The following is a 22,669-nucleotide window of genomic DNA, read 5'->3' on the forward strand; positions in this document are numbered from 1 at the left end:
CGTAACGAAAGCAAAGGCAAGCCATCGATGACCCAAGCCTATTACAGCGCCGTGCTGGACCGCCCGCTCCACGAAGTCTGGTCGCTGATCCGCGATTTCAACAATTATCCCGCTTATATCGACGGCGTGAGCGAGAGTGTGATCGAAGACGACAAGCGCGGCGATGAAGTCGGCGCCATCAGACGCTTCTGCTATCTCGGAAACTGGATCCGCCAGCGCCTGGTCGATCACTCGGACCGGCAGCACACCTTGACCTATGCCGGTCTCGAAGCGCTGCCGTATCCGCAGGATGACGGAAGCCAGAGGACGGCGCCAGCACGCTATCAAGGCACCATGCATCTGCGTCCGATCACCGAGGGTGACCGTACCCTGATCGAATGGTCGGTCGCGCTCGATACCGAACCTGCGGACGCCGATCGCTGGCAAGCTCTGTTTGCGTCCTGGATTCCCGGTTGGGCGGATTCGCTTGCGCGGACGCTGGCTCGGGCCAGTTAGCCATCGCTCACTGCTCTTCCGCGTCGCCCTTCGGCCGCGCGCCGCCGAAGATGCGCGTGCCTTCCGCGGTGAGGTAAGGCTTCAGCATCTCCCACGGCACGAATGCCACATACTCGCCCTCGGCGTAGGGACCGACGGCGTAGGGCGGGTAGTGGAAGGTGAGGCCGGAGCTCTTGCCCGCTTCGGTCGAGGGCACGAGCGTCACCGCGCCGACCTTCATCAGGCTCGGCTTCAGCTCCTTGAACCATTCGTCAGTCACGGTTTCGCCGGCGCCGCGCTTCTTCTTCTCGGCCGTCAGCGAGACGATGATGGCCTTCACCATCGCCTTCATGGTCGCGCCGTTGTCGGCGGTCTCGGTGAAGAACGGCCGGATCGAGATGCGCTTGTTGTCGGCCTTGTCCCACAGGATCGTGTTCACGTCCGAGTTGGGATGCGCGCCGCGGGTGTTCATGTAGTCGTTGCGGAGGACGCTGACGTAGCGGTCAGCGACCACCGAGCGGATCTCATATTTGCGCTCGAAGTCCCAGCCGCCTTCTTTAAAGAATTGCGGATCGGCTTTGCGCGAGGCGGCAGCTTCGGCCGCGTTCTTGTCGAGCCATTTCTTGCCTTCGGCAAGGCAGTCCGCCGCGAGCGCCGCATCCGCCTTGATCCTGTCGTCGAGGAAGACGCGGGCGTCGATGCTCTTGGTCTTGATGACGGCGTCGGGCTTGGGGTCGGCTGCGTGGGCGGAGCCAAACAGCGCACTGCAAACCGTTGCGACAGCGAGCGCGCGCATGAACGTTGGCGCGAGACACATCACGCAAAATCCTTCTTGTCGGAAGATCGACGGCGACGGCTACTCCGCCGCCTCGCTATGCCCAAGCCGCGCATTCAGCTTGCGGATCAGCTCCTCCGCGGCCTCCGCGATCACGGTGCCCGGCGGGAATATCGCCTCGGCGCCGGCGGCATAGAGCGCATCGTAATCCTGCGGCGGCACCACGCCGCCGACGATGATCATGATGTCGTCGCGGCCCTGCTTCTTCAGCGCGGCCTTCAACTCGGGCACTGCGGTAAGGTGCGCTGCCGCGAGCGAGGAGACGCCGAGGATGTGCACGTCGTTCTCGACCGCCTGCCGTGCCGCTTCATCCGCGGTCGCAAACAGCGGCCCGATGTCGACGTCGAAGCCGATGTCGGCGAAGGCGGACGCAATCACCTTCTGGCCGCGGTCGTGGCCGTCCTGGCCGATCTTGGCGACCAGGATGCGCGGGCGGCGGCCTTCGGCCTCCTCGAAGGCGTCGATCAGCGCCTGAACCTTCTCGACCTGGTTGCCCATGCTGGACGCCTCCCGCTTGTAGACGCCGGTGATGGATTTGATCTCGGCGCGGTGCCGGCCGAACACCTTCTCCATCGCGTCCGAAATTTCGCCGACGGTTGCTTTCGCCCGTGCCGCGTCGATGGCGAGCGCGAGCAGATTGCCATTGCCTTCGCCGGCCGAACGCGTGATGGCCGCGAGCGCGGCATCGACGTCCTTCTGGTTGCGCTCGCTCTTCAGCCGCGTCAGCTTGTCGATCTGCAAGCGCCGGACATTGGTGTTGTCGACCTTCAAAATATCGATCGGCACCTCGTCGGTCGGCTTGTACTTGTTGACGCCGATCACCGCCTGCTTGCCGGCATCGATGCGGGCCTGGGTCTTGGCGGAAGCTTCCTCGATGCGCAGCTTCGGCAGGCCGGCCTCGATCGCCTTGGCCATGCCGCCGAGCTCCTCGACCTCCTGGATGTGGCCCCACGCCTTGGCGGCGAGGTCACGCGTCAGCCGCTCGACGTAATACGAGCCGCCCCAGGGATCGATGATGCGGGTGGTGCCGCTCTCCTGCTGCAGGAACAGCTGGGTGTTGCGGGCGATGCGCGCCGAGAAATCGGTCGGCAGCGCCAGCGCTTCGTCGAGCGCGTTGGTGTGCAGCGATTGGGTGTGGCCTTGGGTGGCCGCCATCGCTTCCACCGTCGTGCGCATCACGTTGTTGAAGACGTCCTGCGCGGTCAGCGACCAGCCCGAGGTCTGGCTGTGCGTGCGTAGCGAGAGCGAGCGCGGATCCCTAGGGTTGAACGGCTTCAAGAGCTTGGCCCAGAGCAGGCGCGCGGCGCGCAGCTTGGCGACTTCCATGAAGAAGTTCATGCCGATCGCCCAGAAGAACGACAGGCGCGGCGCGAAGCGGTCGACATCGAGACCGGCGGCAAGACCGGCGCGCAAATATTCGACGCCGTCGGCGAGCGTATAGGCGAGCTCGAGGTCCTGCGTCGCGCCGGCCTCCTGCATGTGATAGCCGGAGATGGAAATAGAGTTGTACTTCGGCATCTTCGTGGAGGTGTAGGCGAAGATGTCCGAGATGATCCGCATCGAAGGCGCCGGCGGATAGATGTAGGTGTTTCGCACCATGAACTCTTTCAGAATGTCGTTCTGAATGGTGCCCGACAGCTTCTCCGGCGGCACACCCTGTTCGCCCGCGGCGGCGACATAGAGCGCGAGGATCGGCAGCACCGCGCCGTTCATGGTCATGGACACGCTCATCTGGTCGAGCGGAATGCCCGCAAACAGCGTGCGCATGTCGTAGATGGAATCGATGGCGACGCCGGCCATGCCGACGTCGCCGCCGACGCGTGGATGGTCGCTGTCATAGCCGCGATGGGTGGCGAGATCGAAGGCGACCGAGAGGCCCTTCTGTCCTGCCGCCAGGTTGCGGCGGTAGAACGCGTTGGAATCCTCCGCTGTGGAGAAGCCGGCATATTGCCTGACGGTCCAGGGCTGGTTGACATACATGGTCGGGTAGGGGCCGCGCAGGTAAGGCGCGATGCCAGGATAGGTCTCGAGGAAGTCGAGCCCGGCAAGATCAGCCTCGCCATAAGCGGGCTTCACCAGAATGCCCTCCGGCGTCAGCCATGGCTCGGCGCTGCCTGACGGCGGGGCGGCGGCAGTGCGCTCGAAGGCGACGTCGGCGAAATTGGGAATGCGGCTCATTCCTTGGATTCCTCAAACTTACGGTTTCGTTCGATCAGTTCCTGAACCGGATGGCGGAGGGGCCTGATCATGAGCCTCACCATTCTAGTGATAAGCCACATCACTGCGTGGAACAGCAGGACTAACAAATCGAGCAGAAAGAACGCCAAGAAGGCTAACACCAACTGCATCGCGGCCTAATCCCGGTTTCATGCTCCAGATTATGCTAATCATGATCCGGATGCTGATGGCTGACGATCGTCGCCATCTTCTCCGGCCCGTAATTCTGCTGCGTGGTCTGGCTCGGCAGGTTGGCGATTCCGACGACCCAACCGAGCCGGGATTCAGTTCCGTATTGCCGCGTTGGCACCACGTGGTCGGGGCGGTCGAACGCGCCGGTCATGATCTCGATCCGCTCGCCGTCGATGCGGCCAAAACTCAGCGGCGTGCCGCAGGCGGCGCAATAGCCGCGCTCGGCGATCGTGGAGGAGCGGAAGAACGACGGCTTTCCCTTGGTCCAGGCAAAGTCCGTCTTGTTGATGTCGGCAAAGGAGGCGAACGGCGCGCCGCTGGCCTTCTGGCACATCCGGCAGTGGCAGATCGACACCTTGTTCGGTGTAGCCGTCAGCGCAAAGCGGACCGTGCCGCATTGGCAGCCGCCGGTGAGAACGGGTTTACCTGCTTCCGTCATGGCTGCTCCATCCGAAGGTAGGCGCCCTGCAGCGTCGCAAGCGCATCGCCCCCGGCGAAAACAAAACCCGTGACGCCGGCGGCCCGCTGTGCCGCCTCGGCCTCAGCCGGACGGCCTGCCAAATAGATATGTCGCGCGCCCGCCCTTTGCAGGGCCTTCGCCGCAGCTTCCGCGTGTTCCGCATAGACCTTGTCGCTGGAACAAAGGCAGGCAAGCGCCGCGCCGGACGCCTTGAAGGCGGCAGCCAGCTTGGCCGGATCGGCAAAGCCCTCGCTGCCCGTGGCCTCGATACCGCCGGCCTCGAAGAAGCTCTTGGCGAAGGTCGCGCGCGCGGTGAAATCGGCGGGCGTGCCGAGATTGGCCAGAAATACTTTTGGCCGCGTGCCGCGCGACTTGAGCGCCGCATCGGACTTGTCACGCAGCGCCTCGAACGGTTGCGCAAGCCGGATCGGCGGCAGCGCATCGAACTTGTATTTCTGCTCACCGTACGGTGTCAGCGCAACCGGCGTCGCCTTGAGCACCCTCGTTTCACTCTCGTGCAGGTTGGGAAACTCGCTGGCGCCGGTCAGCACGTCTCGGCGTTTGGCGATGTTGGCGTCACGCGCCTTTCGCGCGGCTGCGACCTTGCTCTGAAACAGGCCTTGCTGAAGCGCGGCGAAGGCGCCGCCGGCTGTCTCGCTCTCCCGGAACAGCGCCCACGCGGCATCGCAAAGCTGCGCGGTCAGCGTCTCGATGCCGCCCGCGCCCGCCGCGGGATCGCTGACCTTGCCGAGGTTGCTTTCCTCCAGCAGCAGGGCTTGCGTGTTGCGCGCCACGCGCCGCGCGAACGGATCGGGCAGGCCGAGTGCCAGCGTGTGCGGCAGCACGGTGATCGCGTTGGCACCGGCGAGTCCCGCCGCAAACGTCGCGATGGTCGCGCGCAGCATGTTCACGTAGGGGTCGCGCTGCGTCAGCATGCGCCAGGCCGTATCGGCGGCAATGAACAGCGGTTTTGGCGTCAGCCCGCAGGCCGTCTCGATGCGTGCCCACAACAGCCGCAGCGCGCGGAATTTGGCCATGGTCAGGAACTGGTCGGCATCGGCGGCAAGCCGCGCATAGACCATGCCCTGCGCCTGTTCCAGGGGAATGCCGGCGCCTTCGATCGCGCGCAGGTAAGCAACGCCGCAGGCGAGCACGAAGGCAAGCTCCTGCACCTCCGAGCCCCCGGCGTCGTGGATCACGCGTCCGTCGGCAGACGCGAACGGTCCCCTAAAGCCGAGCCCGGCGAGCCCCTTGATGGCGCCGGTGACGGCCGGAGCAATCTCCTCCCAGGTATAAGGACTGTGGCCCCACACCGCGCCGGCCGCGAGCGGATCGAGCCCGAAGCGAATGTCGCAGGCGGCGGGATCCAGGCCCTTGCTCTTCACATATTCCGCGACATGGATCGCCGCCATCCGCGATTGCGGTCCGATCTGGAGCTCGACGCCGATGCCGGCATCGAGATGGATGTCCTTCAAGACTTTTGCGACCGCATCGGCCGAAGGTTCCAGGCCGAACCCATGAGCGCCGCTGCCGCCGGCGAACACCAGAGCGAGCCCGGTCGCGCCGTTCTCCAGATCCTGCAATGCCTGCGCATTTGCGGCCGTCGCATCGGGATGGTCGATCCGCTGGACGATTTGCCAGGGCGCAGCTAACGGCCGCCCCAACACCGGCGCAATGCCCTTGGTGCGCGGATAGAGCGGCTCGATCTTCAGGCCGTCATAGGTCTTGCCGACTAGCTTTTCGAACGGCGCGCCCTTCAGCACGCCATCGACCAGCTTGCGCCAGTCTTCGACGGTTGCTTGGGGAAAATCCGCCGCCAGCGGCAGGTCGTCAGTCACGGAGGTCATGCGGCGAGGGGCTCCCAAACGTCTCGTTATTCGCAGGCGAATTTGCCACGGCGGACCGTCCCTGCAAACGGTCGTTTTTGGTTAACCGGTATCCGGAAGCCGCTCAATGCCTTGCGTCGAGACGCTGGCGAGCCCGTCACGCACACGAATACCCGAGATCACGCGGTCCGGCGCGATTTCGGCCAGCGGCACCAGCACGAAGGCGCGCTCGAACAGGCGCGGATGCGGCAAGGTCAGGTCCGGCTTCTGCAACGAGACATCGTCATAGGCGATCATGTCGAGATCGAGCGTGCGCGGTCCCCAGCGCCGTTCCTTGTCACGCGTGCGACCGAATTTCTGCTCGACTTTCTGCAGCACGAACAGCAGCGCATGCGGATCGAGGTCGGTCTCGATCTCGACGCAGGCGTTGATGAAGGGGGCCTGATCCTCGTCGCCCCAGGGCGGCGTCGCATAGTCCGAGGAGCGCGCGATCAGCGCGGCTTGCGCCATGCCGCAGATATGGGCGATCGCCTTGCCGAACGTCGCGCGGACATCGCCGACATTGCCACCGAGTGCGATCAGGACGCTCGCCATCAGGGATGCCGTGAGCGCGTCAGCATGATGCCGACATCGTCGAAGATCGCGGCGATCGGCGCATGCGGCTTGTGCACGGTGATCTTCACGGCGCGGATGCGCGGGAAGTTGGACAGGATGGCGTCGGCCACTGCGCCTGCGGCGCGCTCCAAGAGTTTGTAATTGGTGTTCTTGAATGCCGCCGTCGTGGTCGCGACGACGTCGGCATAGGACACCGTATCCGCGAGCCGATCGCTGCGCGAAGGCTCCGACAGGTCGGTATAGAGTTCGAGATCGATGACGAAGCGCTGGCCGACTTCGGTCTCGTGGTCCATCACGCCGTGGCGGGCGTGGATCGACAGGCCGGTGACGAAGATCGTATCGGTCATTACGTGTTCTCTGGCTTGCCCTCGATTGCGTTCGCGACCCGCAGGGCCTGCAAGGTCTCGGCGACGTCATGGGTCCGGATGATTTTTGCGCCGCGCTGCGCGGCGATCAGATGCGCGGCGATCGAGCCGGCGAGCCGTTCTTTCGGCTCCGACGGCGACACCGAGGCGATGAAGCGCTTGCGCGAGGCACCGACCAGGATCGGCAGGCCGAACATCTCGAATTCGCGTAAGCGCGCCAGCGCGGTCATGCTCTGCTCGGCAGTCTTGCCGAAGCCGATGCCGGGATCGAGCACGATCCTGTCGCGCGCGATGCCGGCCTTTGCGGCGATGTCCAGCGAACGCAGGAAGAACGTCTTCATGTCCGTGATGATGTCGATGGCGGGATCGGCGTCGTCGCGGTTGTGCATGACGATGACGGGGACGCCTTTCGCGGCCACCAGTGGAGCCATCGCGGCGTCGCGCTGCAGGCCCCAGACGTCGTTGGGGATCGCCGCGCCCTGGTCGAGCGCGAAGGCCACCACCTCGGCCTTCATGCTGTCGATCGAGACCGGCACGCCGAGTGCAACCACGCCCGCCAGCACCGGCTTCAACCGGGCAAGCTCGTCATCCGCCGTGACTGCCTTGGCGCCCTTGTAGGGCCGGGTGGACTCGGCGCCGATATCGATGATGTCGACGCCGTCCGCAATCATTGCCCGCGCCCGCGCGAGCGCCTGCTCGGGCGCGATGAACTCGCCGCCATCGGAAAAGGAGTCCGGGGTGATGTTGAGCACGCCCATCACCGCCGGAATGGGCCGTTCCAGCAGCGTCCGCAGCGCATCTAGCCCGGCCGAGCCGGCCGGCGGGACGGATGGGGAGGGCGAGGCATTCATGCGCGTGGCTTTGCGCGGTCAGGGAGAGGGAGTCAAGCGGGGAGGGGGTGGATGAGCAGCCCTCTAGCACCGTCACCCTGAGGTGGCCGCTTCTTCAGCGGCCCTCGAAGGGCGACGGCCCGGCTCTCTCCATGCCGATGTGGCTGTGGCCGTGCATCCTTCTAGGCTCGCCGAAGAGGCGAGCACCTCAGGATGACGGAGAGGGAAGTGGGCTAGTACGTGATCTTCGGCTGCAGCTTCTTCGCCTGGGCGATGATGTCGCCGACCGACTTCTCGGAAGGCAGGATGCGGAGCAGCTTCTTCTTCTCGTTGGCGTCACGCATGCTCTGGGCGAGCCTTGCCGGATTCCGATAGGCGAGCTCACGCACGGTGGTGACGCCGGCGGCGCGGACCAGGCCGACCTTGGCGCGGCCCATGCCGGGGATACGCATGTAGTCGGAGACGTTGGCCCATTCCAGCAGCAGCTGCTCGCTGATGCCGGTCTTGGCGGAAAGCGCCTTGCGGCCCTTCACCGTGCCGGCCGCCTCGAGCAGCGCATCGGTGGTGCGGATGCCCTGCGCCTTCAACTTGTTGGCGGCAAAGACCGACAGGCCCTCAATCTCGGAGATCGGATATGTCATGATACTCGATATGAAATGCCAAGGCCTCAGGCGAACTGGCTGAGGCCCGGCGTCCCCGCAACGATCCTGCCCATCTGATCTGCTCCGATTTTGTCTCGGCCGAAGCGGAAAAGTTCACGCGCGACGTTTTGAATCTCGGACATGCCAAGTCCCAGGCCCATCAGGCGCGTGCCGACCGCCATCAGGCCGCCGCCCATCAGCCGCGACAGTCCGCCGCCGCTCCTGGACGCCTCGATCGCGGCTTCCGCTCCGGGGATCTGATCGATCAGGGCCTGCACGCTGTCGGAAGGACCCTCACTGCGGAGGAAGCCCAGGATGATGCCGACGGTCTTTTCAGCGACAGCACCATCTATGCTGGCGTTTGTCGCCAGCCGCCCGATCAGCTCGTCCATAAGGCCCGCCCCTCAGCCGGTTTGCTTGCCGGAATATTGCTTTCGAAAACGATCTTGAGCCGGTGTGATGTGAAATACAAGCGATGAACGCAGCCGTCGTCGCGATTCACCTTCGAACGCGCGAGAAGTGTTGCAGCGGTGCAAGAGCGGAGATGGAATCGGCGAAAAATTGCCGCGTTGCGAACGCCGCGTTCCTACTTTCGGCTGATGTCGTGCACCTATCCGACAATGTCGCAGGTCGGGCGCTTTGAATGGTTTCAATGGACGTGGGACATGCATTAAACTACGGAACTGCCGCCTTTGAGTTTCAATACGCGAAACCGGCAGAGAGATCAGAGAGAATAATGACCGCACAGGACAGCAAGCTCGGCGATACCGACGACAAGATCTTCGTCGGCAAGGGAGACGAGCAGGCCTGGCTGACGCTGGCGCTCGCCAATCGCCACGGCCTCGTCACGGGAGCAACCGGAACCGGCAAGACGGTGACGCTGCAGGTGATGGCGGAAGGATTTGCGCGTGCCGGTGTTCCGGTCTTCGCGGCCGACATCAAGGGCGATCTCTCCGGCATCTCCGAGATCGGTGTGCCCGCGGACTTCATCCTCAAGCGCGCCACCGAGATGGGGCTGACATTCCAGCCCGACCACTTCTCGACGGTGTTCTGGGATGTGTTCGGCGAGCAGGGCCATCCGGTGCGGGCGACCGTCACGGAAATGGGGCCGCTTCTGCTCGCGCGCATGCTTGACCTGAACGACGTGCAGGAAGGCGTGCTCAACGTCGCCTTCCGCGTCGCCGATGACGCCGGACTCACCCTCATCGATATGAAGGATCTGCGCGCGCTGCTCGATGCCATCGTGCCGGATACCGGCAAGAAGGGTGCGGATGCCGAAGAGAGCCCGCTGGCCGACGTCAAGAAGGCCGCGCAGGGGTTCGGCAACGTCACCAAGGCCACCGTCGGCACCATCCAGCGCCAGCTCCTGGTGTTGGAGAACCAGGGCGGCACCAAATTCTTTGGCGAGCCGGCGCTGACACTGAAAGACTTCATGAAGACCGACCGCGATGGCCGCGGCATGGTCAACATCCTGGTCGCCGACAAGCTGCTCCAGAACCCCAGGCTTTACGCGACATTCCTGTTGTGGATGTTGTCGGAGCTGTTCGAGGAGCTGCCCGAGGCCGGCGATCTGCCGAAGCCAAAGCTCGTGTTCTTCTTCGACGAGGCGCATCTGTTGTTCAACGACGCGCCCAAGGCGCTGATGGACAAGATCGAGCAGGTGGTCCGCCTGATCCGCTCTAAGGGCGTCGGCGTCTACTTCGTGACTCAGAACCCGATCGACGTGCCCGACCGCGTGCTCGGACAATTGGGCAACCGGGTGCAGCACGCGCTGCGCGCCTTCACCCCGCGCGACCAGAAGGCGGTCGCCGCTGCGGCCCAGACCTTCCGGCCCAACCCGAAGCTCGACACTGCCAAGGTGATCATGGAGCTTGGCAAGGGCGAGGCGCTGGTGTCCTTCCTCGAGGGTAACGGCACGCCTGCGATGGTGGAGCGGGTGATGATCCGGCCGCCCTCGGCCCGCATCGGGCCGATCACGCCGGATGAGCGCAAGGCGATCATGGCTGCAAGCCCCGTCAAGGGCAAATACGACACCGCCGTCGATGCCGAGTCCGCCTATGAGATCCTTCAGAAGCGCATCGCCGGCACGGCGGTAACGGTGGACGGCCCGGCCGGCGCAAGCGGCGGCGGTATCCTCGGCCAGATCGGCTCGATCGTCGGCACCATCTTCGGCACCAACGTCAAGCGGGGCCGCCTGTCGGCCGGCCAGGTCATTGCGCGGGACGTGACGCGATCGGTCACCAACCAGGTGATCGGCGGGATGGCCGCCAATATCGGCAAGTCGGTGGGCGGCCAGCTCGGCGGCTCGATCGGTCGCACGCTGGTCCGCGGCGCGCTCGGCGGATTGCTGCGGCGCTAGGCAGAACGCCGTGTTTTGGGCAATTCCGCTTGACCCCAAAAGGTCGTCATGCCCGGGCTTGTCCCGCCTGCGCGGCCGAAGCCGCTTCGGCGAGGCGAAGGCCCGGGCATCCACGTTCTTCGTGCTGCGATAAAGGTCGTGGATGGCCGGGACAAGCCCGGCCATGACGCTGTGGAAGCTCAAGCACTTTGCTCGTCACCTCATGTGCCGTCGCCCGAGGTCACCACCGCAACAATTTCAGGTGAGGGGCTCTCCAAGCCTGCGCCGGTCTGCTACGTCCTGTTCGCCGCCGCACAGGACCACTCCGTGACCTCGCCCGCCCCGTTAGCCAAGCCTGACGCGCCCAGACGCCTATCGCTGCGCGCCCCGCTGGACCTGCTATTTCTGCTCTGCTGCGTCCTGCTAACCGCCGACGTGCTCGTCCCCGAGATCTTCGGCAGCGGCAAGACCAAGGATTACCCGCTGTGGTACTGGGCCGGGCAGCAGGTCTTGCAGGGTGAGCCATTCTATCCCGCCACGGCCATCGAGTATTTCGACTTCATCTATCCACCGCTCCCGGCGATCCTGCTGGCGATCCCGAGTTGGTTCGGCAAGATCCCGCTCTATCTCGTCCTGTCGATCCTGAATGCTTTGGCGTGGTGGTACGCCGGAACGTACTCCCACGTCATGACCGGCTCGGACCGCAAGCCAGGTCCCTGGCTGGAAGCGCTGCCTGCTGTCGTCACCGTGCCCTTCGTGTTCGATATGTTCGACCTCGGCCAGCCCAACCTCGTCCTGCTGGCGATGATGCTCTACGGTTTCTGGAGCTTGCGGTATCAGCGGTCATTGCTCGCCGGCTTCATGTTCGCGCTCGCCGCCGCCATCAAGGTGTTTCCAATTGCGGTGCTGCCTTATCTGATCTGGCGGCGCAAGTGGGAGGCCGTCGTCGCTACGGTCGCCTTCACCGGCATCCTTCTCTATGTCGTGCCGGCGCCGATCCGCGGCTTCGAGCGCAACGCGGCCGAGCTTGCGCTCTGGTACCAGGGCATGGTCGGAACGAGCTCGGAAAAGGGCTTTGGCCAGCGTGACGAGCAGAACTGGTCGGGGGTCAACCAGTCGCTGATCGCCGTCACGCACCGCCTGGTCCGCCCGATCAACTACAATCAGGACAGTCCCAACAAGCCGGCGCGCACGATGAATATCATCGACGTCGACTACAGGACGGCAAACTGGATCGTGCTGGCGTTGTCCGCATTGCTAGGGCTCAGCTTCGTCGCGATCATGCCGCGGCAAGCGCAGCGAACGGCGCGCTCGGATGCCGAGGAGCTCGGCATCCTGTTCTGCCTGATCACGGTGGCCTCGCCCCTGGCGCGGCAATACTACTTCATGTGGCTGTTCTTCCCGATGACGGTGTTGATGCATCGCGCCGCCTTCGACGAGCGGGCGGAGGTGCGCCTCGGAACCTGGCTGGCCCTCGGCGCTGCCGGCATTCTCATGCTGCTGGCGCTGCCGTGGTTTCCAACTGCGCTCCAGGCCTGGGGCAACAACCTCGCTGCGACCGCCGTTCTTGCGGGTACGCTCGCATGGCACATCCGCCATCCGCCGGTTGCGGCTGGCTCCCAGCCTGCGACGGCGCTAAAACCCAAGCATCTCGAAATGTCGCCTTGAGACTCAAATTCAGGAATCCGACCATGGCCAATGCGCAGCTTCAATCCGTGCTCGACCACATCGACAAGGATTTCGACAACAGCCTGGAGCGCCTGTTCGCGCTGCTCCGGATCAAGTCGATCTCCGCGGATCCGGCCTTTGCCGGGGACTGCAAGGCGGCGGCTGAGCATCTCGCGAAGGACATCGCGAGCCTCGGCGTTGCCACCGAGGTGAGACCGACCGCCGGCCATCCCGCCATCGTCGGCAAGACCGGGGCGGGCGGACGGCCGCACGTGATCTTCTACGGCCATTATGACGTGCAGCCGGTCGATCCGCTCGATCTCTGGCACCGCCCGCCGTTCGAGCCCGTCGTCACCGATCATGCCGACGGCCGCAAGATCATCGTCGCGCGCGGCGCCGAGGACGACAAGGGCCAGGTGATGACCTTCGTCGAAGCCTGTCGCGCCTGGAAGAAGGTGACGGGCTCGCTGCCGATCGACATCACCTTCCTGATCGAAGGCGAGGAGGAGGTCGGCTCGAAGAACTTCGTGCCGTTCATCGAGGCCAACAAAGACGAGTTCAAAGCCGATTACGTGCTGGTTTGCGACACCGGCATGTGGGACCGCAACACGCCGGCGATCACGACCTCGCTGCGGGGCCTGCTCTATGAAGAGCTGAAGATCACCGCCGCCAATCGCGACCTGCATTCCGGCGTGTTCGGCGGCAGCGCGATGAATCCGATCCGGCTGCTCACGAAAATTCTGGGCGGTCTGTTCGACGACGACAACCGCATCACCATTCCCGGCTTCTATGACGGGATAAAGGATCTGCCGCCCGACATCCTCGAGCAATGGAAGAAGCTCAACCTGACGCCGGAGATGTTTTTGAAGCCGATCGGCCTGTCGATCCCGGCCGGCGAGAAGGGGCGCCTCCTGATCGAGCAGGCCTCCTCGCGCCCGACCTGCGACGTCAACGGCATCTGGGGCGGCTATATCGGCGAGGGCTCCAAGACGGTGATCCCCTCGCATGCCTCGGCAAAGGTCTCGTTCCGCCTGGTCGAAGGGCAGGACCCGCAAAAGATCCGCAAGGCTTTTCGCGATTACGTGACGGCGCGCATTCCCGGCGACTGCAAGGTCGAGTTCGGCGACCATTCCGCCGCGCCCGCGGTCGCACTCGACTGGAACATGAAGCCGCTTGCCGCCGCCAGCAAGGCGCTCACCGACGAATGGGGCAAGGAGACCGTGCTGATGGGCTCCGGTGCCTCGATCCCGATTGTCGCCGACTTCAAGCGCACGCTCGGCCTCGACTCGCTGCTGGTCGGCTTCGGCCTCGACGACGACAACATCCACTCGCCGAACGAGAAGTACGACCTCCGCAGCTTCCAGAAGGGGATCCGCTCCTGGGCAAGGATCCTCGCGGCGCTGGCGGAGGTGAAGTGACTTCGTAGGGTGGGCAAAGGCGCAACGCGCCGTGCCCACCATCTCTCAGTGATCGTGAAAGAACGTGGGCACGCTGCGCTTTGCCCACCCTACGAGACCTTTATCCGCGGTGCCGTAGGGTGGATTAGCCGAAGGCGTAATCCACCAACTTTGTCCTGCATTCGCGGATACATGGTGGATTACGCCAGCGGACTGCGCTTCGCGCAGCCGCGGGCTAATCCACCCTACGAAGCCCCAAAATAAAAACGCCGCCCGGAATTGGGCGGCGTTTCATTCCAAAAGGCGTAGAGGTTAGTTGGACACTACCCTACACCAAATCGGCAAAATCTCAAGACCGGTAACCCGGCAACTCGCGGTCGAGCTTGCGCAGCAGCGGCGGCCACACGAGGTTGGTGGCGCGCAGCTCGGCGCGATCGCGGTTGGCGAGCAGCTCGGTGTTCTTCTCGATCGCAATCTCCTCGACCGGATAGACCGGCGTGCCGAGTGCGCGCGTGCGCACCTGCATCGAGCAGGCGCGCTCGAGGTGATACATGCGCTCGAAGGCGGAGGCGACCGAGCGGCCGACGGTCAGCGTGCCGTGGTTGCGCAAGAGCATGTGGTTGTGGTCGCCGAGATCCTTCTGCAGCCGCGGCCGCTCGTCGTGGTCGAGCGCGATGCCTTCGTAGTCGTGATAGGCAAGGTCGTGGGTGACGAGCTGGGCGGTCTGGTTCAGCGGCAACAGGCCTTCCGCGCTGCTCGACACCGCGGTGCCGTCGAGGGTGTGGAGATGCAGCACGCAGATCGCGTCCTCGCGCACCTCGTGGATCGCCGAATGGATGGTGAAGCCGGCCGGGTTGATGGTGTATTCGCTCTCGGACAGCTGATTGCCGTGCAAATCGACCTTGACGAGGCTCGACGCGGTGATCTCGTCGAACATCAGCCCATAAGGGTTGATGAGAAAGTGATGCTCGGGGCCCGGCACGCGCGCGGAGATATGGGTGTCGACCAGATCGTCCCAGCCGTACAGCGCGACCAGGCGATAGCAGGCGGCGAGATTGACCCGTTGCTGCCACTCAGCCTCCGTCATATCAGACGGCACTTCCTTCAGGCGCGCTTCCGCTGGCGACATGGCTGATCTCTCCGAACATCGTTGTTGCGGGAGGGAGCCTAGTCTTGGGCGGGGCTGGCAGCAAGGCGCGGGAAGCGCGGCAGTCAAGCGTAGCCCGCATGAGCGAAGCGAGATGCGGGGCCGCTCTGAGAGGGGACCCGGATTTCGCTGCGCTCCATCCGGCTACGAGGCTACGACTCCAGAGAAAATTCTACGGCGCCGGGATCGACAGCAGGCTGGAAATGCTGCGGCCGCGGATGTCGTAGACGCGGGCGAACACCACGTCGTCGCGCTTGATCTCGACCATCACGGGCGCGGTAAGGCCCTTGCAGTAGAACTCGCCGAGCGTCATCGCGAAATCGGCCGCGTTGGAATCCCAGCCGATGGTGAAGTCGGGCCCGAGCGCGACCTGGGCCGGGCGCTGCGGACCGCAGACGGCGACCTTCCATTTGCGATTGGTCGGCGGCACCTCCTGGCGCTCGACGATCTGCTCGCGCAATTCGTCCGAGGCCTGCTTCAGCGCGAGACCCCAATAGTCCAGCATGAAGCGGTCGTCGGCGCCGCGCACCGTACCGGCGATGTGGTTGAAGTGGGTGTATTGATAGGGATGCAGCCGGATCATCTCGGCGAGCGACAGCGCAAGGCCGAAGCAGAAGGTGGCGAGCACGACGGGCTGCCAGGTGCGGTGATTGGCGCGCAGGCGCTCCATGGCCCAGCCGAACGCGACGCCGCCGAGCACCGCCATCGGCGGAATCACGAATACGAAATGGCGGATGCCGTTGTACAGCGCCGGCCGCTTCACCATCGCGATCGCCAGCGGCAGGGTCGCAGCTAACGTCAGCATCAGCAGGATGGTCTTGCGCCGCGCCGGAACCTCGCGTCGCGGCAGCATGGCGAAGGTGCTGACCACCGCGCCGCCCATCAGCACCAGCATCACCTCGGGCAGCTGCAGCGCGAACAGCGTCGGCAGGTAGGACCAGGGCATGTCCGGCACCGACACGATCGCGCCGTCGAACATCTCTTTCCAGGGCTTCTCGAAGAAATGCGAGAAGTAGGTCAGCGCCTCGAAGGGATTGCCGGGCTCCATGATCGACCACGGCCAGATCAGCCCCATCACGAGATAGCCGAACGCGAGGCCGGGCAGCAGCACGTAGACGACATGGGCGAAGCGGCGGACCGATTCGCGCAGGCCCTCGCTCCGCAGTTCCTCCAGGAACAGGGGCAGGAAGCCGAGCACGGCGTAGACCAGCGCGAGCCCGCCGAGAACGCGGCAGCCGAGCGAGAGGCCCGCGCCGAGCCCGACGATCAGGATCGTGCGCGGCGACGGCTGCGGATATTCCTCGGCGAGGCGGACGAGGCCGAGCATCAGGATGATCATGGCCACCGCGAAGGGCGCGTCCTTCGGATTCATGAACATGTGGCCGTAGAAGATCGGGCACAGCGCGAGCAGCAGGAGTGAGGCAAGACCGGCAAGGGGGCCGCCGATGCGGCGGCCGAGCCGCCACGTCACCGCAAGTCCGATCACGCCGACGATGGCGCCGACCAGACGGCGCGTCTCGAACAATTCGAGCGGAATGATCTTGTGCAGGAGGGCCGCGACCATGTCGAAGCCGCCGCCATACATGTAGAGATTCGCGAAGGAGAGCGCCGCGGTGTCCTTGAAGCCGGAACCGAACATGCGCAGCAACAGGTCGGCATATTCGGCGTGGGTATAATCGTCCCAGCCGAGGCCGTAGTCGCGGAAGGTCAAGCCGGCAATGACGGCGACCGCAGCCAGCACCAGCATGGCCAGATCGTCGCAAGTCCGTTCGACCGAGCGCCGCTGAGGCGTGTCGATCGCCGAAGTCGTGATGGATGTCATGGCTATCGGTGCCCCGGAATCCCCTGTTGGCCCTGCTGGCGCGCGCGGGCCTCAACCCCGGACTCCCTATAGCGCAGTTCCATTAGCAAGTAATTGGGCATTATGGCTAAATTCCTGATGCGATGCAGCAATTCCGGATCATTGACAGCAGCCTAGCAGTAATGGGCCGTAGCTGAAGGGAATGTGAATAAGTCCCTGATTTCCTTTTCATTAGGAACGTGGGTTGCAATTCCCGGTTGGCCTGGAACACCGTATGACGGTATCGTGGCGTGACGGGTCGCGTGTGGATGTGCGGCCGGGGGTGAGTTCGATGACCTTGGCATTGTTGATCGCGGGGATTTTCGCCGTCGTGGCGGGCCTCCTTTCGATCCTATTTGGCTTCTCCGTCAGGGAGTTCAGCCTCGGCAGCCCCGTCATAATCTCGGGCACGATCGGCGTCTGCACCGGGATGTTACTGGTCGGTCTCCATGTCGTGGTCATGGAGCTGAAAGGCATCGCGCGCCGGCTGGCTGGAGCTCCGTCCGAGGTTCGGGTCAGGCCCGTGCTGCCGGGCCTCGCCGTGCCTGCCGCCGCTGCGCCCGAGCTGATGACCGCCTCGGCCCCAAGGACCGAGCCGCCACCGCCACCACCCACCGCAGGCCCGCCGCCGTGGCAGAGCGAAGCCGCCGCGCGCGAGCGTCCGCGTGTCGAGGTGCCGCCGGAGCCGGAAGCCCCGACGCCGCCGGCAAGTCCGGAAGCGCCGCGCCGGCGCAACCTCCTGTTCGCCTCGACCTCGCGCAAGGAGCGCGAGCGCGCGGAGGCGAAGGGCGCCGAGGGGGCGCCGCCGCAGCTGCCTGCGGAGCCCACTGAGGCCCTGGATAGTCCGCCAGCAAGCTTCGACGATGCCTGGCCGAAGCCGGACCGCATGCGTCCGCCGGAGCCGCCGGCCGCCTTGCGCCGCCCGCCGGCGCGCTCGCCATCGACCTTCGCGGAGGCCGCTCCGCCGCCTGCACCCGAGCCGACGCCGGCAATTGTCGAGCAGCCGCCCGTGACCGTGCTCAAATCCGGAATCGTCGACGGCATGGCCTATTCGCTCTATTCCGACGGCTCGATCGAAGCGCAGATGCCGGAGGGCATGATGCGCTTTGCCTCGATCGACGAGCTGCGCGCCCATCTCGACCAGCGCAGCTGAGGCAGCTGCGGCCAAGGAAAGCACCACCCCTCACTTGCAATCAGCTCATCCTCGTCAGTTGTCGTATTTCGGCCGAACGTATTGTTGACAGGCAAGAGTTCGGCGTCGTCTATCCCGGAAGGCGCAAGGTGGAGAGGGGGCGGGCCCATGTCGGATGCCGGGGCTAAGAATTTCATCGAGCTGACCGCGAGCATCGTGTCGGCCTATCTCAGCAACAATCCGACGCCGGCCGCGGAGATTCCGAACCTGATCAGCCAGGTGCATGGCGCCCTGGTGCGGGTGTCGTCGGGCCGCACCGAGACCGCGCCGCTCGAGCCGGCGAAGCCTGCGGTCTCGCTGAAGAAGTCGATCGCGCCCGATTATCTGGTCTGCCTGGAAGACGGCAAGCGGTTCAAGTCGCTGAAGCGCCATCTGCGCACGCAGTACAACATGACGCCGGAGCAATACCGCGAGAAATGGGGCCTGCCGGCCGACTATCCCATGGTCGCGCCGAACTATGCGGTGGCGCGTTCGCAACTGGCGAAGCAAATGGGCCTCGGGCAGCAGCAGCGGAAGAAGGGGAAGTAGTGCGGGTCGTGCGAATGGCCGCCGCTCGGGAGGCCTCGTAGGGTGGGCAAAGGCGCGAAGCGCCGTGCCCACGAGCTTCCTCCGATCACACTCAGAAGGTGGGCACGCTTCGCTTTGCCCACCCTACGGGAGCTCCCTACGAAGCTTCTTTACGACGCTTCCGCCAGCGCCTCTTTCGCATCGGTCTTGATGCGCTCGACCATCGAGCGCAGGCCGTTGGAGCGCTGCGGCGTCAGATGATCGCGAAAGCCGAACTCGTTGAACACGGCGATCGCATCGGTATCGAGGATCTCCTGCGGCGTGCGGCCCGAATAGAGCGACAGCACGATCGCGACCAGCCCGCGCACGATATGCGCGTCGCTGTCGCCGCGATATTTCAGGATCGGTGCGCCATTGCCGCGATCGACCAGCTTTTGAAGCCAGACCTGACTGACGCAGCCATTGACCTTGTTCTCGGCAGAATGTTCCGCCTCCGGCATCGGTTCCAGGGTGCGGCCAAGCTCGATGACGTACCGGTAGCGGTCGTCCCACTCGTCCAGAAGCTCGAAATTGTCCCTGATTTCGTCGATGTTGGTCATGCTAGCCCGTGTTCCCGCTTCCCGCCAATATAGGGATGCGAGGGACCGAAATCGATAGGGTTTGGGCGCTAATTCGCCGGCTGCGGACCGCGCCATTCCAGTGCGAGGTCGTCCTGGCTCAGCGTGTCGTGCGGCGCGTCGCTCGAGACGGCATCGCCTTCGCCGGCCATCGCGATCGAGCCGGTATGGTCGGGCGCCTTCTTGTCGTTCTTCTCGTTCTTGTCGTTCTTGTCGTTGGAGATCTGCTCTTTCTTGTCGTTGATGATCTGGTAGATCTTGCGCGCGCCGTCCTGGGCGCGCTGGCCGATGATGGTCGCGGCCTGTCCACCGACCTCGCAGGCCGCCGGCTGGCGCTTGCAGAATTGGGTCATGTCCGAGACGGCCGCGGTCGCAGCCTGCACCGCGTCGGCGGCGCCGATCTGCGGCAGCTTGTCCGATTCGGGTGTCTTGTCCCTGGGCAGGAGCACCAGCACCAGCCCGAGCCAGAATGTGATGCGAAGCAGAAAGCGCATCTTGCGACCTGTACGTTCGATCCCGCCCGCGGCGATCTCCGCGGAAGTCGGACCTAGCAACTCTCGATAAATCGCAAGTGATTGCCTTGAGCTTAATTCGCGGAAAATTTACGCAAAATTCTTTGGGATCGACGGTGTCGTAAATTTTCAATTGACGCCGGCGCCCGCGATTCTGCCGGCATGCGCATCCACCAATTCGAAACCATGAGCGGGAAGGGTGAAACCCTGTGTTCACCATCCTCACTGAAGACGTCGGCAAATCGTCTAAAAAGCCCTGCGATGTCCCGGCGTCCGGCCGCACGCAGCGCCGCCTTAGCACTCGTTTAAGGTCGCTCTGACACGGTGGCTCAACGACAAGGAGGCGTTCCGGCGCGTCTTCCGACGAATGAGCCGAAGCGCGAGACCCGTGACAGTTTTGAGTATCATCCGCGATTGTCTCGATGCGCTGCTGCATCCCTCCGCGCGTTACGATGCGCTGATGCGAGCGCGCCATCGTGCCTTCATGGCGCCGCGGCTGCTCGGCAGCCTGGCGGCTTTTGCCGCATTTCCGGTCTATCTCGCGATGCGCGGCGCGCCGAGCGCGATCGAGGTCGCCGCTTTCGCATGGCTGATCGCGCCGATCCTGCTATCCTGGTTCCTGTCGCGCACCGGCCGCTATGAAGGCGCGCATGTGCTGTCGTCGCTGGCGCTCGCCGGCCTGATCATGGCGGTCGCGGGCACCACGGGCGGCATCGAATCATTCGCCGCGGTCTGGCTGGTCGTGGTTCCCCTCGAAACGGCGCTGTCGGCCTCGCGCCGCGTCACCGCCTTCGCCTCATTGCTCGCGCTGTCCTGTGCGGGAATCCTGATCCTCATCGGCCAGCTCGGCTGGCTGCCGTCAGCAGACACCAGCGCCGCAGAACGCGGCGTGCTGATGGCGTTCGGCGTCGCTTCGGCGACACTCTATGCCGCGGGTCTCTCCTTGGGCGCGGAATCGCTCGCGCGCACCGGCGTCGCGCTGCTGTCGCGCGAGGAGGAGCGTTATCGCCTGCTCGCGCGCAACATGAGCGACGTCGTCTCGCGGCATCAGCGCAACGGCGCGGTGCAGTTCATCTCGCCGGCCGCGGAGGCGATGCTCGGCATATCAGTAGCGCAACTGCTCGGTCACGGCCTGTTCGACCGCGTCCATGTCGCCGATCGCCCGGCCTATCTCACCGCGCTGGCCGATGCCGCGCGTGGTGAGGTGCGCAGCGTCGAGTTCCGGCTGCGGCGTGAGTTGGATGGTTCCGAGCGCGGTCAGATCGATTTTCTCTGGGTCGAGATGCGCTGCCGCCCGGTCGACCAGGATATGGGCCAGAATCTTCACAGCGACGTCACGCGCGAGGCCGAAGTCGTCGCCGTGATGCGCGACGTCACCGGTCACAAGCTGTCCGAGCAGGCGCTGGATCAGGCGCGCAGTGCCGCTGAAGCGGCCGATGCCGCCAAGACGCGCTTCCTCGCCACCATGAGCCACGAGCTGCGGACGCCGCTCAACGCCATCATCGGCTTCTCCGAGATGATCGCGCAGGAGCAGACCTTGATGCTAGGTGCAGCCCAGCGCAAGGAATATGCCCAGCTCATCAACGATTCCGGCCAGCATCTGCTGTCGGTCGTCAACGGCATCCTGGACATGTCGAAGATGGAATCGGGCAATTTCGAGATCGCGTCCGAGCCGTTCGCGCCGCGCGCCTCGCTGATGCATTGCTGCAATCTGCTGGCGCTGAAGGCGCGGGAGAACGGCATCGACCTCGTCACCGACGCGCCGCAGGACCTGCCCGTCATGACCGGCGATCCGCGCTCCTTCAAGCAGATCGTGCTCAATCTCGTCGCCAACGCCATCAAGTTCACCGAGCGCGGCGGCCAGGTTTCCGTTTCCGCTGCGGTGACCGGATCGCAGCTGACGCTGCGCGTCAGCGACACCGGCGTCGGCATCGCGCCTGATGATCTCAAGCGCATCGGCGCGCCGTTCTTCCAGGCGGGCAAGACCTATCAGCGCCGTCACGAAGGCACCGGCCTCGGATTGTCGATCGTGAAGAGTCTCGTGGCGTTGCATCTCGGCGAATTGACGGTACAAAGCAAGCTCGGGGAGGGCACTGCCGTCACCGTCAAGCTGCCGCTCGTCTACACGCCGCCGCAAGTCAAGCCGGCCGAGAGCAACATCGCGACGCTGACGCCGGTGCTGCGCCAAGAGTCGCATGACCAAACTCAGGACCAACCCGCTCTGGTGAAGAAAAGTGCCTAAGAAGTCTGCCAAGGACGAAGCCGCACCCCGCCGCCGTGGCGCCAAAGCCGCGGTGGTCGATGTCGAGACCGAGCGCAATCCCGTCATGCGCGTGCTGCTGCACAGCCCCAAGGACACGCTGGCTGGCCTCGTCGCCGTCGCTGCGATCGGTGCGATCGTTGCCAATGCGCTGTTCCTCCAGACCGGCCGGCATCCCGCGCCGATGTTCGGCACGGTGATCAATCTTCCCGCGCCGTCCTCCGTGCCCCTGTCGAATCCCTTGCCGCGTCCGCGCCCCGTCGGCGCCGACACATCGCCGCTCGAACCGCGCGCAACGGAGTTCCGCGCCGAGCCCAAACCCGCCGAGCGCGCCGCCGAGAAGGCGCCCGAAAAACCCGTCGAAGCGACCGCCTCGACGCGCTCGAACGATCCGATGACCAATCTGGTCAAGCAAACGACGTCGACGCCGCCGTCCGCCATGCGTCCGCCGGCCCCGATTCCCGTGCCGCAGAGCCCGGCCGCACGGCGTATCGCCGGCGTGCAGCGCGCGCTGTCCGAATTTGGCTACGGCAATTTGAAGATCACGGGCACGATGAGCGGCGAGACCCAGTCCGCGATCCAGAAGTTCGAGCGCGAGCACAAGATGCAGGTCACCGGCCAGCTCTCCGACCGCCTGCTGCGCGAGCTCGGTGCGGCGATCGGCCATCCCGTCGAATAATTTCCACGCGCGTGCGACGGCTGGCGCTGACTGCGCGGCTGGCCTATCGTTCGACTC

The 22,669-nt window shown here is 64.7% G+C and carries 21 protein-coding genes; 8 read left to right on the forward strand and 13 right to left on the reverse strand.

Annotated elements, in window-relative coordinates:
* Positions 1-27: 27 nt before the first annotated feature.
* Positions 28-495 carry an SRPBCC family protein gene (locus IVB26_RS14480; protein WP_247972278.1) on the forward strand — a complete coding sequence of 156 codons (468 nt, stop codon included), beginning with the start codon at positions 28-30 and terminating at the stop codon, positions 493-495.
* Positions 496-502: 7 nt separating this feature from the next.
* On the opposite strand, the gene IVB26_RS14485 is transcribed toward IVB26_RS14480, so the two are convergent.
* The 9 genes from IVB26_RS14485 to IVB26_RS14525 form a co-directional block, all read right to left on the reverse strand.
* Positions 503-1,291: an RsiV family protein gene (locus IVB26_RS14485; RefSeq protein WP_458309350.1), complete on the reverse strand. Its 789-nt coding sequence runs from the start codon at positions 1,289-1,291 to the stop codon at positions 503-505.
* A 39-nt stretch (positions 1,292-1,330) separates the two neighbouring features.
* Positions 1,331-3,487 carry a methylmalonyl-CoA mutase gene (scpA, locus tag IVB26_RS14490; protein WP_247972279.1) on the reverse strand — a complete coding sequence of 719 codons (2,157 nt, stop codon included), beginning with the start codon at positions 3,485-3,487 and terminating at the stop codon, positions 1,331-1,333.
* Between the two features lie 205 nt (positions 3,488-3,692).
* On the reverse strand, positions 3,693-4,157 hold the full coding sequence (locus IVB26_RS14495; RefSeq protein WP_246929949.1) for a GFA family protein: 465 nt from the start codon (positions 4,155-4,157) through the stop codon (positions 3,693-3,695).
* A complete protein-coding gene (locus IVB26_RS14500) occupies positions 4,154-6,025 on the reverse strand; it encodes a methylmalonyl-CoA mutase subunit beta (protein WP_247972280.1) in 1,872 nt (623 codons plus the stop codon). The genes IVB26_RS14495 and IVB26_RS14500 overlap by 4 nt, the downstream gene beginning before the upstream one ends.
* A gap of 81 nt (positions 6,026-6,106) precedes the next feature.
* A complete protein-coding gene (gene folK / locus IVB26_RS14505; protein WP_247972281.1) occupies positions 6,107-6,598 on the reverse strand; it encodes a 2-amino-4-hydroxy-6-hydroxymethyldihydropteridine diphosphokinase in 492 nt (163 codons plus the stop codon).
* A complete protein-coding gene (gene folB, locus IVB26_RS14510; protein WP_247316710.1) occupies positions 6,598-6,966 on the reverse strand; it encodes a dihydroneopterin aldolase in 369 nt (122 codons plus the stop codon). Before folB ends, folK begins: the two co-directional genes overlap by 1 nt.
* Positions 6,966-7,835 (reverse strand): dihydropteroate synthase, encoded by an 870-nt coding sequence (gene folP / locus IVB26_RS14515; protein ID WP_247972282.1) that lies wholly within the window; start codon positions 7,833-7,835, stop codon positions 6,966-6,968. The genes folB and folP overlap by 1 nt, the downstream gene beginning before the upstream one ends.
* A gap of 212 nt (positions 7,836-8,047) precedes the next feature.
* Positions 8,048-8,455 carry a DUF4332 domain-containing protein gene (locus tag IVB26_RS14520; RefSeq protein ID WP_246926101.1) on the reverse strand — a complete coding sequence of 136 codons (408 nt, stop codon included), beginning with the start codon at positions 8,453-8,455 and terminating at the stop codon, positions 8,048-8,050.
* A gap of 26 nt (positions 8,456-8,481) precedes the next feature.
* Positions 8,482-8,847 (reverse strand): DUF2267 domain-containing protein, encoded by a 366-nt coding sequence (locus IVB26_RS14525; RefSeq protein WP_247972283.1) that lies wholly within the window; start codon positions 8,845-8,847, stop codon positions 8,482-8,484.
* A gap of 344 nt (positions 8,848-9,191) precedes the next feature.
* Here IVB26_RS14525 and IVB26_RS14530 point away from each other — a divergent pair, with 344 nt between their 5' ends.
* The 3 genes from IVB26_RS14530 to IVB26_RS14540 all read left to right on the forward strand — a co-directional run bounded on the left by IVB26_RS14530 (position 9,192) and on the right by IVB26_RS14540 (position 13,879).
* Entirely contained in the window at positions 9,192-10,814 is a 1,623-nt protein-coding gene (locus IVB26_RS14530) for a helicase HerA-like domain-containing protein (RefSeq protein ID WP_247972284.1), read from the forward strand.
* 306 nt (positions 10,815-11,120) lie between these two features.
* The gene (locus IVB26_RS14535) at positions 11,121-12,461 is read left to right on the forward strand and encodes a glycosyltransferase family 87 protein (RefSeq protein ID WP_247973161.1); all 1,341 of its coding nucleotides are present in this window, start codon (positions 11,121-11,123) and stop codon (positions 12,459-12,461) included.
* Between the two features lie 23 nt (positions 12,462-12,484).
* Positions 12,485-13,879, forward strand: coding sequence for a M20/M25/M40 family metallo-hydrolase (locus IVB26_RS14540; protein WP_247972285.1), 1,395 nt, complete (start codon positions 12,485-12,487; stop codon positions 13,877-13,879).
* A 328-nt stretch (positions 13,880-14,207) separates the two neighbouring features.
* On the opposite strand, the gene IVB26_RS14545 is transcribed toward IVB26_RS14540, so the two are convergent.
* Together IVB26_RS14545 and IVB26_RS14550 are read right to left on the reverse strand one after the other, a co-directional pair.
* Positions 14,208-14,987 carry a class II aldolase/adducin family protein gene (locus tag IVB26_RS14545; RefSeq protein WP_247972286.1) on the reverse strand — a complete coding sequence of 260 codons (780 nt, stop codon included), beginning with the start codon at positions 14,985-14,987 and terminating at the stop codon, positions 14,208-14,210.
* A 190-nt stretch (positions 14,988-15,177) separates the two neighbouring features.
* Positions 15,178-16,827 carry an ArnT family glycosyltransferase gene (locus IVB26_RS14550; RefSeq protein WP_247972287.1) on the reverse strand — a complete coding sequence of 550 codons (1,650 nt, stop codon included), beginning with the start codon at positions 16,825-16,827 and terminating at the stop codon, positions 15,178-15,180.
* Positions 16,828-17,137: 310 nt separating this feature from the next.
* On the opposite strand from IVB26_RS14550, the gene IVB26_RS14555 reads away from it, so the two are divergent.
* Complete coding sequence (locus IVB26_RS14555) at positions 17,138-17,998, forward strand: DUF308 domain-containing protein (protein ID WP_247972288.1); 861 nt, start codon at positions 17,138-17,140, stop codon at positions 17,996-17,998.
* A 147-nt stretch (positions 17,999-18,145) separates the two neighbouring features.
* The gene (locus IVB26_RS14560; RefSeq protein WP_247972289.1) at positions 18,146-18,565 is read left to right on the forward strand and encodes a Ros/MucR family transcriptional regulator; all 420 of its coding nucleotides are present in this window, start codon (positions 18,146-18,148) and stop codon (positions 18,563-18,565) included.
* A gap of 149 nt (positions 18,566-18,714) precedes the next feature.
* Here IVB26_RS14560 and IVB26_RS14565 read toward each other — a convergent pair whose 3' ends face one another.
* Both IVB26_RS14565 and IVB26_RS14570 read right to left on the reverse strand, forming a co-directional pair.
* A complete protein-coding gene (locus tag IVB26_RS14565; RefSeq protein ID WP_247972290.1) occupies positions 18,715-19,143 on the reverse strand; it encodes a SufE family protein in 429 nt (142 codons plus the stop codon).
* 68 nt (positions 19,144-19,211) lie between these two features.
* On the reverse strand, positions 19,212-19,655 hold the full coding sequence (locus tag IVB26_RS14570; RefSeq protein WP_247972291.1) for a DUF5330 domain-containing protein: 444 nt from the start codon (positions 19,653-19,655) through the stop codon (positions 19,212-19,214).
* Positions 19,656-20,040: 385 nt separating this feature from the next.
* On the opposite strand from IVB26_RS14570, the gene IVB26_RS14575 reads away from it, so the two are divergent.
* Both IVB26_RS14575 and IVB26_RS14580 read left to right on the forward strand, forming a co-directional pair.
* The gene (locus IVB26_RS14575) at positions 20,041-21,915 is read left to right on the forward strand and encodes an ATP-binding protein (protein ID WP_247972292.1); all 1,875 of its coding nucleotides are present in this window, start codon (positions 20,041-20,043) and stop codon (positions 21,913-21,915) included.
* Positions 21,908-22,612, forward strand: coding sequence for a peptidoglycan-binding domain-containing protein (locus IVB26_RS14580; protein ID WP_247972293.1), 705 nt, complete (start codon positions 21,908-21,910; stop codon positions 22,610-22,612). The genes IVB26_RS14575 and IVB26_RS14580 overlap by 8 nt, the downstream gene beginning before the upstream one ends.
* The last annotated feature ends 57 nt before the right edge of the window (positions 22,613-22,669 follow it).

The sequence above is a fragment of the Bradyrhizobium sp. 195 genome (assembly GCF_023101665.1).
GTDB lineage: Bacteria > Pseudomonadota > Alphaproteobacteria > Rhizobiales > Xanthobacteraceae > Bradyrhizobium.